Raw genomic sequence first — 11,835 nt, 5'->3', positions numbered from 1 at the left:
GACCTTAATGCGTCAGTCCGAGCTGTTCGGCTACAAGCTGGACGTCGTCTCCGCCTTCGAGGAGCCGGCGGAGGAGCTCGGCCCGTTGTTGCCGTGCAAGGTCAATGGTGCTTCGTGCCCTCAGAATGTGGAGGACTGCGATATCMGCGGCGCGCTMCAGAGCCTGCTCCGCGTCGGAATCGAGGTCCCCGTGGGCGTCGACTACCCAGATGGACCCCAGCGGTTGGTTACCGGCACGAACGGCGATGGCCAGACGGTCCATCGCGGGACGGAMCCCTTCAATGCGCACGGCGCCGCGGGAGCGGAACACGCTGGCGTATTGACCGGCATTCTCCGGTAGGTAGGGAACCTGGCGGCCCAGAATTCCGTTCCGCCGGTCGTCGTCGATCGGTTGGTGGGAAAGGGTGGAGTATGCGAGAACTTGTTCCTGGAGGTTTTCGATGGCGGTGGCACCACCTACCAGTGCGGCGATGGCGTTGGCCAGGGCAAACAAGTCACCTACTCCCAGCGGTGAGAGCGATCGGTTGGCTTCCGCGGAGGCACTGAGGGCAGATTCCAGGAGCGCGTCGAGTTGCCGCCACCCCACGGCGTCGTCTGCGACCAGCAGCGCTATGCCGGCCTGGTCAGCTGTGTTCGCGAGCTCTTCGATGTCCTGAGACAGCTGCTTGAGCACGATCGCGCCGAAGCCTGCTTGCGCTGCTTCCCGGACGATGAGGGGTGTTTGCGGTTCTGCGGGGTGGAGTCCTATCCCTAGCAGGATTMCTCCCCGGAGCCCTTCCAAAGGTGCGAGGGGATCGTAGAGTGTCGGGCTCGTCAGGGAGAGTCTGGGTGCATTTCCGTGTGAGCGGAGAGTCAGGCCGGAGTTCGCAAGGACTTGCAGGAGGTCAGGCAAAGCGATGCTGCCCGGTGTCTTCGGGATGGTTTCCACAAGGCGTAAATCTACTGCCCGTAGTGCTGACCCACAAGCTTCAGGGCTGATGATGGTGCCAGACACCGAAGTCAGCCGGTAGGGGGCAAGCCCATAGTTGATGCATGTCACTTATTGTTGAAGCCAGTCCAACAGCACGCCAGGCCGGGAAAGMGGCAGCAGCGGCAGCATCCAGGGCCGGCGTCCGGGTCGTCGACGAACATGGCCGCGACAAGCTCAGGGATGTTGAAGGGCTGCTCATCGCGATCTGGGGCATGTCTCCCCACGGAGCGCCTATTCCTTTTGACTTGCTACGGAGCATTTCGCACGCGGGCTGCAATGTTTCCGCTGCGTACAACGCGGACGGGGCCCTGTGCGGGGCCGCGGTCGGCATCGTGTCCCCCGGCGGAACGGCTACCTATTCCCTGATCGCCGGTGTCCTGCCCGGCGCGGCGGACAAAGGGGTCGGTTTCGCCCTCAAACAGCATCAGCGGGCGTGGTCGCTTGCCCGCGGAATCGAAACCATGACGTGGACCTTTGACCCGCTGGTCAGCCGGAACGCGCGTTTCAACCTCACGAAACTCGGAGCCCACGCCTTCGAGTACGCGCGCGATTTTTACGGCGAAATGCACGACGACATCAACGCCAACGATGAAAGCGACCGGCTCGTCGCCGTTTGGCCCTTGTCCTCCGAGCGCAGCATCAGTTGCAGCGAAGGTTCCGTCGAGGAACTGGAACTACCCGAGACGGCCCTGAACAACATCCTCGAGTACGGCCCGGACTCCAGACCGGTCCTCCTCGAAATGCCGGACACCCTCTGGTGCCGTGCACCGCAAGACATCGTGGCGCTGAGGGCCGCGAATTCCGATGAAGCAGGACTGTGGCGGTTGCGGATCCGCGGAATCTTCGAATCGGCCTTCGCGTCCGGCTACAACGCGTCCGGAGTCACCCGAACCGGCTGGTACCGGCTGACAAAAACCAACCAGGCATGACCCTTACCCAACACCAGGAGTACAGAATGCGACCCAGGAATCGTTCGGTTGCCGCGCGTATCGMGCGCCAGGCCCTTGGCGCTGCCAGCCTGACCCTCACCTTCGGACTAGCGGMCTGTTCGGGAGGAGCAGTGCCGGCGGCGGACTCGAAGACTTTGTCCGCCGCCGACGTCGACCCCGCCGCAGCAGCGGCCCTGCCAGAGCGCTACAAGTMGGCCGGAGTCATCAAGGTCGCCTCGGACATTCCGTACCCGCCGATGGAGATGTTCGATGAGAACCAAAAACTCACCGGCCTGGACTACGACCTTGCCCAGGCCTTGGGCGCGAAGCTCGGGGTGCGCCTGGAACTGCAGACCCAGGCTTTCGACAGCATCATTCCGTCGCTGCAGTCGGGCAAAAACGACATCATMATGTCGGGGATGAACGACACCGCCKAGCGCCAGGCGACCCTGAACTTCGTGGACTACTTTCATGCCGGGTTCTCCATCCTCGTGCCCAAGGGCAACCCGGACCGCATCACAACCGTGATGGACCTTTGCGGCAGGAACGTAGCCGTGCAGAAGGCGACTGTGCAGGCGGAGATTCTCCGCAGCTATGACCAGCAGTGCAAGAACAAGGGATCAGAACCGGTGAGCGTCTCCGAACTTCCGCTGGAAACGGATGTCCAGACGGCCGTCCGTTCAGGAAAGGCCGCAGCTGACGTCGTCGATTCCGCCGCGGCTGCATACGCCGCCAAGACCGCCGGGAACGGCAAGATTTTCGACATCGTCAAAGACCCGGCAAACCCTGCCGGCTACAACCCGGTCTACACCGGGATCGGTGTCCTTAAGAAGGATGCGGAGCTCGGCAAGGCCTTGCTGGCCGCACTCCAGGCGATCGTCGCCGACGGCAGTTATGGCACGATCCTTGAGAAGTACGACCTCTCGGACTACCGGGTCAAGGAAACCGGCCTCAACTTGGGTACGGCCAAGCCATGAAACAGGCAAGCACGCTCCCATCCCCGAAAATAGCGGCTGAGACCGCAACCGAAACCGCAATCGTCGGCACTGCCGAGGACGATGTCGTAGCCGTTCCGTTGCGCCACCCGTGGCGCTGGATAGTCGCGGCAGCGTTGGCCCTCGGGTTTGTGGCCCTTCTTTCATCGCTGTGGTCCAACCCGAACATCGACCACTCGACCATCAAAAACTACCTGTTCCATCCCCGGATCCTCGGCGGAATAGGCCTTACCCTGGCGCTGACGGTCATTTCCATGCTCGTGTCCACGCTGCTTGGCGTGCTGCTCGMGGTCATGCGCCTGTCCAGAAATCCGGTGATGAACGCCTTCGCCTGGCTCTACGTGTGGGTCTTCCGCGGCACCCCACTGCTGATCCAAGTCGTTTTTTGGGGCTACCTGGGGCTGCTCTATTCACAGATTTCCCTTGGCGTCCCGTTCACTGACTTCACGTTTTTCTCCATGGACACCAACGCTCTGGTTCCAGCGTTCACGGCCGGACTGCTGGCCATGACGTTGAACCAGGCAGCGTATTCAGCGGAAATAATCCGGGGAGGGATGCTTTCAGTGGACACCGGCCAGCACGAAGCCGCGTATTCGCTCGGGATGTCACCAGCCTTCGCCCTTTTMCGGGTGGTGCTGCCGCAAGCGATGCGCGTGATCATTCCGCCGATGGGCAACGAGACCATCTCGATGTTGAAAAACACCTCGCTGTTGTCAGTCATTGCGGTACTCGAGCTCTATACCGTGGCAACGCAAATCTCTTCGCAGAGCCTGCGCCAAGTGGAACTGCTCGTAGTGGTCAGCTGCTGGTACCTGTTCCTGACCACGGTGCTATCCGTTCCGCAGTACTACCTGGAACGGCACTACGGCCGTGGAAACGTACGCCAGCAGACCCCCACACCCCTGGACAGGATGATCTCCACACTCCGCAAACACGGCAAGCACCACGCAGAATCGAAAGGACTTCAGCCATGACCGATGCCCTCGCCACCCGTGAGCATGCGGTCGGCCCCGCCGCCTCGCCGCTCCTCGTTGCCAGCAACGTCCGCAAACACTACGGCAGCGTGGAGGTGTTGAAGGGCATCTCGCTGACCGTCAACCCCGGGGAGGTCATGTGCCTTCTAGGCCCGTCCGGTTCCGGCAAGTCCACCTTCCTGCGTTGCATCAATCATTTGGAACGGATCGACGGAGGACGGATTTCCGTCGGCGGGGACCTGATCGGCTATACCCAGCGTCAGGACCGGATTTTTGAAATGAATCCCCGTCAAGTGGCCAGGCAGCGGCGGGGCATCGGCATGGTGTTTCAGCGCTTCAATCTCTTCCCGCACATGACTGCCCTGGAGAACATCTCGGTTGCGCCGGTGGGAGTCAAAAAAGTGCCCAAGCAGCAAGCGTTCAAGCGCGGAATGGACCTGCTGGAGCGGGTGGGCCTGGCACACTTGGCGAAGGCCTACCCGGCGCAGCTATCCGGGGGGCAGCAGCAGCGGGTTGCCATTGCCAGGGCACTGGCCATGGACCCCCAACTCCTGCTCTTTGATGAGCCGACGAGCGCCCTGGACCCGGAACTGGTCGGCGACGTCCTCGACGTTATGCGCACACTGGCCTCCGATKGCATGACCATGATCGTTGTCACTCACGAAATTGGCTTCGCCCGTAGCGCTGCGGACAACGTCGTCTTCATGGACGGCGGCGTGGTGGTGGAATCAGGACCGCCGGCATCCGTGCTGGAMAACCCGCAAAACCCCCGGACCATCGCATTCCTCAACAGCGTTATGTAAGAAGCCCGGATGCCCTGCCAAACCGGATGTCATGTTTGGCGGCCGGGCCCGGAACGCCCTGACTGCGCCCTTCCTMGTTCCTCGTTTCTTCCCTCCCTATGAACAGTGAGCCCTACATGAAGATCTCCCGCGCCACCGTCACCCTCATTGATGTTCCGTTGCTGGAACCCTTCGTKGTCTCCTATGCCACGTACGCCTCAATGCCGAGCGTTATCCTTACCCTCGAGACCGACGACGGTTTAATTGGGTACGGCGAGAGCGTTCCGGACGGCCACATCACAGGAGAAACCCCCACCGGGACCGTCGAAGCCCTCAAAACCGAGTTACTTCCCGCCGTGATGGGTTTGGATCCCCGAGACATCACCGCCATCCATCAGCGGCTCAACCAGGCACTCAAGGGCTGCGGAGCAGCCAAGGCATCCGTCGACATTGCGTGCTGGGACCTGGCGGGAAAGGCAGCCGGGCGCCCGATCTACGCAATGCTCGGCGGCCGGCGGCCTGAACAGCCAACCATCGCCAAGGTATTGAGCATCCTGGAACCGGAAGTCCTGGTGGCACAAGCAATCCAAGCTCGCGGGGAAGGCTACCGCCACCTCAAAATGAAGCTCGGCAGCGATGACGGGCAGGACATCGAGCGCGTGCGGGCGGTCCGGGCGGCGATCGGCAACGACATGGCCATTCGGGTGGACGCCAACCAKGGCTGGGGCGATACCGCCACCGCACGCACCATGATCCGCGCCCTTGAACCATTCGCAATTGACTGGGTAGAGCAGCCAATCCTCGCGGACGATATCGATGGCTTCCGGCTGCTCCGCAAGGACACGAGCGCCCGCCTCATGGCCGACGAGTCCGTGGTTGACGCCAGCGACATCGCGCAGTTCGTCCGCGACCGCTCGGTGGACATGGTCAACCTTAAATTGATGAAGAGTGGCGGCATCACGCCTTGTCATCGCCTTGCGACTCAGGCCGAACTCGGCGGACTCAAAGTGCAGATCGGTTCCATGCTGGAAACAAGCGTTGCCTCCGCTGCCGGTTTCCACCTGGCCCTCAGCCACCCGAACATCGTTTCCACCGAGCTCTCCGGTCCCATCAAGTTCGCCAAGGAACCTGGCGACCTCCAATACATTCTCCCCAACGTCCAGATCACTGAACGACCCGGGCTCGGAGTCGACGTGGACACGGACATTCTTGCCGAACTCGCCGTGAGTGAATGCGAAGTCAGCGCGTGAGCGGCGGCGCCATGAGGCGCCGCCGGTTGGCGGAGATTTGGACCCACCTGCACAACCATCCTGAACCCAGCATGCAGGAATTCGGCACTGCAGAGTATCTCGCGGGACTTCTGGAGCAAGCGGGACTTGAGGTTCGCAGGTTCGAGTCCCTCCCGGGTTTCACGGCCGACATCGGGACGGGTCCTCCGGTGATTGGACTGCGGGCAGAAATGGACGCCCTTGTACAAAACACGGCAGGGGGGCCGACGGCGGTCCACTCCTGCGGTCACGACGCCAACATGGCAATAATCGCCACCGTGATGCTGGAGCTGAGCGAACTCGGGGACTTGCTGGAAGGCTCCGTGCGGGCGATCTTCCAGCCGGCCGAAGAGCTGGGCAACGGTGCCGAGCACGTGGCTGCGTTGAGTGTGAGTGATGGGCTGAGGTATCTCTTCGGCGTGCACTTACGTCCGGAAGAAGAACTCCCGGCTCCATATTTCGCGCCATCCATTTCGCACGGATCATGCCTGTTTGCGGCGGGAACCATCACGGGGGCTGACCACCACGGGGCGCGTCCACACCTCGGGGCGAATGCCGTCGAGGTTGCGCTCGAAATCTCCGAGGGGTTGGGACGCATAAGGGTTGACCCGCAGGTTCCCAGCTCGGCCAAGATGACCATGCTCCACGMCGGTGGGGAGAACCTCAACGTCATACCGGGCAGCGGACACTTCGGAGTGGACCTGCGCGCCCAAACCAACGAAGTCATGTCCGCMCTCCGCGCAGGACTCGAATCGGTCTGTGCACGGGTGGCTGCGTCAACGGGGACAGTGATCGACCTCGACTTCCGGGATGCCGTACCTGCGGCCATGATCGGACCCCGCGCCGAAGCCGCCCTTGCAGCGGCAGTGGCCACGGAACTGGGCGACGATCACTTGCGGCCACGGATCATTACATCTGGATCGGACGACTTCCATTTCTACACACTGCGAAACCCCGAAATTCAGGCAGCCATGCTCGCCGTCGGAGCGAACGTCCAGCCAGGACTTCACGACCCGGCCATGACATTCGAAGCCGAATCCATGGAACGGGCGGTTGGCGTGCTCCTTGAAGCCTGCCTTCACCCGGAACCGCTGCTGATCGGCGTCGCCCTTTAGGAAAGGCCCTTCAGGAAAAGCCGGGCTAGCGGTCCGTGCGGCGGGGGGTCACCTTGCTGAAGAGCATGAAGGTGAAGCCGGAGGCCGCGGCCCCGAGCAAAAACACCTGGCAGAAGGCCACGGACTGGACGCTGGGCCCGCTTTGCAGCACGAGTCCCGCGCACGCAAACGCCACGGCTCCGGCGAGGAGGGCCAGCGAGCCGAGCAGGAAGGCCTGGACGGTCGCCGGAAACTCCCCGGCGTAGTCGAGCTGAAGGTCCCGGCCGCGCGGGGCCACGCTTCCGGGCTTCGCGCMTTCCCGGACCMGGGCGCGCGGCTGCAGGGCCGCCGCCGTGACGAAACTGGCCACGGAAACAGCCATGCACAACCCGGCCACCAGTTGCAGGGTGCTCATCATGGGCGAAAGCCGCGTCCCGCTGGCAATTGCGACGGCGAGTCCGGCAGCCATGCCGGCGGCGCTGGAGGCCCAGCCCAGCAGGGCCAGCTTCCGGCACAGGGGCCGCAATTGCGGCCACACGTCACTCATAGTCATGCATCAAGGCTAAAGAGGTCCGCTGTACGGCGGCTGGGAGCAACCGGGCAACAAGCCGGGCAAGCAACCTGGCAGTAAACCCGGCAACCCCGGCAACGAACGAAGCCGGCCGGGCATTGCCCGGCCTACCATTGACACGTGACAGCAGCGACAGGCACCCGGCTTAGCMCCGGCATCATCGGCAGGCTGCGGCTGGCCGCGCAGGGTCTGCTGGGGCCCGGGTTTCAGAGCGTCCCGGACGCCGTCCGCCGAATGACGGCCATGCAGGCGCAGGACCTGCCGTCCGTTCTCTGGGCTGTCGGCCAGCGGGTGCCGGGGTCCCGCGTTGACGATGTCCGCGCCGCCCTGGACCGGGGGGACATAGTCCGCTCCTGGCCGATGCGCGGCACTTTGCACGTGCTGGCTCCCGAGGACCTGAAGTGGATGCTGGCCATCACCTCCGGCCGGCTGATCCGCGGCCTGGCCGGGCGCCACCGGGAGCTGGAGATCACCGCTGCGGACCTCGACGCCGCCGCGGACACCGCGCTGCAGCTGGTCTCCGGAGGAGCAGCCGCCAGCCGGACGGAGCTGTTCCAGGCCTTGGAACGGGCGGGCCAGTCCACGGCCGGCCAGCGCGGCATTCATCTGCTGGGCGCCCTGTGCCAGCGGGGATTGCTGGTGCAGGGTCCGCTGGCGGGCAACCAGCAGCTGATCGTGGCGTTCGACGACTGGATCGCCGGGTCGCGGACCCTGGACCGGTCAGAAGGCATCGCCGAATGGCTGCTGCGTTACTTCCGCAGCCACGGCCCCGCCACGGAACGTGATTTTGCCTGGTGGTCCGGTCTTCCGCTGACGGAAACCCGGGCCGCCTTGGCACACGTGAAGGACCAGCTCGTGGAGCTGCGGCTCGAGGGGACGAGCTACTGGCTCTCGCCCGAAACGGCGTCGCTGCTCGACGACGGCGTCCCCGGGCAGCGCACCGTGCTGGCACTGCCGGGGTTCGACGAATTCCTGCTCGGCTACGCGGACCGGTCCMTGGTGCTGCCGGCCGAGCATGCGGACAGAATCGTCCCGGGCGGCAACGGCGTGTTCAGGAAGACCATTGTGGCGGGCGGCGGGGTGATCGGCACCTGGGCGGGACCGGCGGGCCGCCGGGGCGGCGCCGTCGTGCCCGAGCCCTTCGATGCCGTTAACGGGTTGCGGCCTGCCGCCCAAAAATCCTTTGAGCTGCAGGCCGCGAAGTACCGCAGATATCTTGGTGCCGGAACGGGTTCCTGACAAGCCCTAGAGGGTTCCGGTGGCGATGCGGAGCATGCGGCGCAGCGGCTCGGCGGCGCCCCACAGCAGCTGGTCACCGACCGTGAACGCGCTGATGTACCGCGGGCCCATCTCCATCTTGCGGATGCGTCCCACCGGAATGTTCAGGGTGCCGGATGCCGCCACAGGGGTGAGGTCGGCCATCGAGGCTTCCTTGGTGTTCGGCACCACGTGGGCCCACTCGTTGTCCGCGTCCAKGAGCTTCTCGATCTCGGCGACGGAGAGGTCTTCGCGCAGCTTCAGGGTCAGGGCCTGGGAGTGCGAGCGCATGGCGCCGATCCGGATGCACAGCCCGTCCATGATGACGTGGTCTTCGGCCGAGGTGCCGAGGATTTTGTTGGTCTCCACCCCGGCCTTCCATTCCTCCTTGGACTGGCCGTTGCCGAGGTCCGCGTCGATCCAGGGGATGAGGGAGCCGGCCAGCGGGACGCCGAACTGCGTGGCGTCAATGTCGGTGCGCTGGTGCGCCAGGACCTTCCGGTCGATTTCCAGGATGGCCGACGCCGGGTCGCTCAGTTCGCTGCTGACCTCCGCGTTGAGGGTGCCGAACTGGTTCAGCAGTTCACGCATGTGGCGTGCGCCGCCGCCGGAGGCGGCCTGGTACGTCATGGAGGTGCCCCACTCGACGAGGCCGTTCTTGAACAGGCCGCCGAGGCCCATGAGCATGCAGGATACGGTGCAGTTGCCGCCGATGTAGTCCTTCACACCGCCGGACAGKCCGGCGTCGATGACATCCCGGTTGATGGGGTCCAGCACGATGATGGAGTCATCATTCATGCGCAGGGTGGACGCGGCGTCGATCCAGAGGCCGTCCCAGCCCCGGCTGCGCAGCTCGCCGTGGACCTGCTTGGTGTAGTCGCCGCCCTGGGCGGTGACAATAATGGGCAGCTTCGCCAGCGTCTCGACGTCGAACGCGTCCTMAAGCTTGCCGGCCGCGCCCGCGGCAGCACCGGCAATGGCCGGGRCGGCACCGCCCGCGTTCGAGGTGGAGAAGAAGACCGGGTTGATGTTGGCGAAGTCGCCCTCGTCCTGCATACGCTGCATTAAGACGGAACCGACCATGCCACGCCAACCGACCAGGCCGACGGACGGGGTAGCTGCTGTAGTCATGGGCCCAGTTTAGACTTCACCGGCCGCAGGACGCAGTCGGTTACGTCACGCGGGCGCGGACGACGCCGGGCCGGGAGGCGGCCGGCGCTAGTCGCCGTGCCGCTCTTCGAGAAGCGCCGCTTTACGTCGGCGCAGCGCAAAGACGGCCCCGAACGCGAAGACCTGGGTCACCACCACCAGCACGATGGCGCCGGGGATCTTGTTGCCGCCCAGGATCATGGTCAGTCCCACGATTGCCGAGAGCAGCGCCAGCAGGGGCAGGAGCATGTACCCCAGGACAAAGAGTGTCTCGGGCTTCCTCAGCACTACTTGGCCTCCGTCCGGCGCCATAGCGTGACCCGGTAGCGGGTGMCGCTGGCGGACGTCAGCCAGCCGTTGGCGGGAAGGCTGGCCGCGGCGGCCCATTCGTAGCCGAGTTCGGGCGCGAAGGTGTCCCCTTCCGCCGTGGTGTCGATCGTGGTCACAACCGCGACGTCGGCAAGGTCCAGCGCCTGCGCGTAGATGCTTCCGCCGCCGATGATCCAGACCATCTCGTTGCCGGGGKCGAACTGCGATTCCAGGAGAGCATCGTCGAGGGACCTGACGGCGACCGCGCCGGCCGCCCCGGGCGTTCCGCCCCAGGCTTCCTGGCGGGTGATGACGATGTTTGTCCGGCCGGGCAGCGGGCGGAACTTCTCCGGGAACGATTCCCAGGTCTTGCGGCCCATGATGACCGGGTGGCCGGCGGTGAGGCTGCTGAAGTGCTTGAGGTCCTCGGGCAGGTGCCACGGCATGGTGCCGCTTTTGCCGATGACGCCGGTGCTGGTCTGGGCCCAGACCAGCCCCAGGCCGGTGGTGGAGGCTCGGAGTTGCTCGGTGAAATCGCCGGGCTGCACGCCMGGGGTCTTTTCTGTGCTCATACGGCTATCGGGGCCTTAATCGTCGGGTGGTGCTGGTATCCGATCACCTCGAAGTCCTCGAGGGTGTAGTCGAAGATGGAGTCAGGCTTGCGGGTGATCTTCAGCTGCGGGTAGTCGTAGGGCTCACGGGCCAGCTGCTTGAGGACCTGGTCCATGTGGTTGTCGTAGATGTGCACGTCTCCGCCGGTCCAGACGAATTCGCCCGGTTCCAGGCCGGTCTGCTGGGCCAGCATGCAGGTCAGCAGCGCGTAGGACGCGATGTTGAAAGGTACGCCCAGGAAGGTGTCCGCCGAGCGCTGGTACAGCTGGCAGGAGAGTTTGCCGTCGGCCACGTAGAACTGGAAGAACGCGTGGCAGGGCGGCAGGGCCATGTCCTTGAGCTCGGCGACGTTCCACGCCGAGACGATGTGCCGGCGCGAGTCCGGGTTGGACTTGAGGTTCTCGACGAGTTCGGCGATCTGGTCGATGTGGCCGCCGTCGGGCGTGGGCCAGGAGCGCCACTGAACCCCGTAAACGGGGCCGAGCTCGCCGTCGGCGTCGGCCCATTCGTCCCAGATGGTCACGCCCTGGTCCTGCATCCATTTGACGTTGGTGTCGCCGCGCAGGAACCACAGCAGCTCCACGGCCACGGACTTGAAGTGCACCCGTTTGGTGGTKATGAGCGGGAAGCTTTTGCTCAGGTCGAAGCGGAGTTGGCGACCAAACACGCTGAGGGTGCCGGTTCCGGTACGGTCCGATTTGTGCGTGCCGTGCTCGAGGACGTCACGCAGCAGGTCTTCATAGGGCGTAGGAATGCTCACGGTTCCAGTCTAGAGGTCCRGTCCAAGGCTTCGCAGTGTGAAGGCACCGGGCGGCAGGACGCCACGTGTTGCGGGACGTCAGTCGTCGAAGGGCCTGAACCGCTCCACGGCAACCACCTTGTTCTTGCTGCCGTGGGCCACGTGGCAGATGATCATCTMGCCCGG

At 64.3% G+C, this 11,835-nt stretch carries 13 protein-coding genes; 7 read left to right on the top strand and 6 right to left on the bottom strand.

Annotation, left to right across the window (positions count from 1 at the left end; all coding sequences use genetic code 11):
• Nucleotides 1–4 precede the first annotated feature (4 nt).
• Nucleotides 5–673, bottom strand: coding sequence for a hypothetical protein (locus AC1DBQ_RS17485; protein ID WP_476929723.1), 669 nt, complete (start codon nucleotides 671–673; stop codon nucleotides 5–7).
• A gap of 359 nt (nucleotides 674–1,032) precedes the next feature.
• Between AC1DBQ_RS17485 and AC1DBQ_RS17480 the strand changes: the two genes are divergently transcribed.
• From AC1DBQ_RS17480 to AC1DBQ_RS17455, 6 genes are all read left to right on the top strand, one after another.
• Complete coding sequence (locus tag AC1DBQ_RS17480; RefSeq protein ID WP_476929722.1) at nucleotides 1,033–1,899, top strand: GNAT family N-acetyltransferase; 867 nt, start codon at nucleotides 1,033–1,035, stop codon at nucleotides 1,897–1,899.
• 26 nt (nucleotides 1,900–1,925) lie between these two features.
• Entirely contained in the window at nucleotides 1,926–2,876 is a 951-nt protein-coding gene (locus AC1DBQ_RS17475) for an ABC transporter substrate-binding protein (RefSeq protein ID WP_476929721.1), read from the top strand.
• Nucleotides 2,873–3,868, top strand: a complete 996-nt coding sequence (locus AC1DBQ_RS17470) for an amino acid ABC transporter permease (protein WP_476929720.1) — start codon at nucleotides 2,873–2,875, stop codon at nucleotides 3,866–3,868. Before AC1DBQ_RS17475 ends, AC1DBQ_RS17470 begins: the two co-directional genes overlap by 4 nt.
• The gene (locus AC1DBQ_RS17465) at nucleotides 3,865–4,671 is read left to right on the top strand and encodes an amino acid ABC transporter ATP-binding protein (protein ID WP_476929719.1); all 807 of its coding nucleotides are present in this window, start codon (nucleotides 3,865–3,867) and stop codon (nucleotides 4,669–4,671) included. The genes AC1DBQ_RS17470 and AC1DBQ_RS17465 overlap by 4 nt, the downstream gene beginning before the upstream one ends.
• A gap of 116 nt (nucleotides 4,672–4,787) precedes the next feature.
• The gene (locus AC1DBQ_RS17460) at nucleotides 4,788–5,900 is read left to right on the top strand and encodes a mandelate racemase/muconate lactonizing enzyme family protein (RefSeq protein ID WP_476929718.1); all 1,113 of its coding nucleotides are present in this window, start codon (nucleotides 4,788–4,790) and stop codon (nucleotides 5,898–5,900) included.
• Nucleotides 5,882–7,033 (top strand): amidohydrolase, encoded by a 1,152-nt coding sequence (locus AC1DBQ_RS17455; protein WP_476929717.1) that lies wholly within the window; start codon nucleotides 5,882–5,884, stop codon nucleotides 7,031–7,033. The genes AC1DBQ_RS17460 and AC1DBQ_RS17455 overlap by 19 nt, the downstream gene beginning before the upstream one ends.
• 25 nt (nucleotides 7,034–7,058) lie before the next feature.
• Here the strand turns inward: AC1DBQ_RS17455 and AC1DBQ_RS17450 are convergent, their stop codons facing one another.
• On the bottom strand, nucleotides 7,059–7,565 hold the full coding sequence (locus tag AC1DBQ_RS17450; protein ID WP_476929716.1) for a hypothetical protein: 507 nt from the start codon (nucleotides 7,563–7,565) through the stop codon (nucleotides 7,059–7,061).
• A gap of 138 nt (nucleotides 7,566–7,703) precedes the next feature.
• On the opposite strand from AC1DBQ_RS17450, the gene AC1DBQ_RS17445 reads away from it, so the two are divergent.
• On the top strand, nucleotides 7,704–8,822 hold the full coding sequence (locus AC1DBQ_RS17445; protein ID WP_476929715.1) for a winged helix DNA-binding domain-containing protein: 1,119 nt from the start codon (nucleotides 7,704–7,706) through the stop codon (nucleotides 8,820–8,822).
• A 6-nt stretch (nucleotides 8,823–8,828) separates the two neighbouring features.
• On the opposite strand, the gene asd is transcribed toward AC1DBQ_RS17445, so the two are convergent.
• The 4 genes from asd to AC1DBQ_RS17425 form a co-directional block, all read right to left on the bottom strand.
• Nucleotides 8,829–9,971: an aspartate-semialdehyde dehydrogenase gene (gene asd / locus AC1DBQ_RS17440; protein WP_476929714.1), complete on the bottom strand. Its 1,143-nt coding sequence runs from the start codon at nucleotides 9,969–9,971 to the stop codon at nucleotides 8,829–8,831.
• 87 nt (nucleotides 9,972–10,058) lie between these two features.
• Entirely contained in the window at nucleotides 10,059–10,277 is a 219-nt protein-coding gene (locus AC1DBQ_RS17435) for an NF038396 family protein (RefSeq protein WP_476929713.1), read from the bottom strand.
• Complete coding sequence (locus AC1DBQ_RS17430; RefSeq protein ID WP_476929712.1) at nucleotides 10,277–10,870, bottom strand: dihydrofolate reductase; 594 nt, start codon at nucleotides 10,868–10,870, stop codon at nucleotides 10,277–10,279. Before AC1DBQ_RS17430 ends, AC1DBQ_RS17435 begins: the two co-directional genes overlap by 1 nt.
• Nucleotides 10,867–11,670: a thymidylate synthase gene (locus tag AC1DBQ_RS17425; RefSeq protein ID WP_116765126.1), complete on the bottom strand. Its 804-nt coding sequence runs from the start codon at nucleotides 11,668–11,670 to the stop codon at nucleotides 10,867–10,869. The genes AC1DBQ_RS17430 and AC1DBQ_RS17425 overlap by 4 nt, the downstream gene beginning before the upstream one ends.
• Nucleotides 11,671–11,835 lie beyond the last annotated feature (165 nt).

Source organism: Arthrobacter sp. 10T413_2, assembly GCF_056394205.1.
Note: the sequence above shows the minus strand (reverse complement) of the source record. Positions and strands in the feature narration are given on the sequence as shown.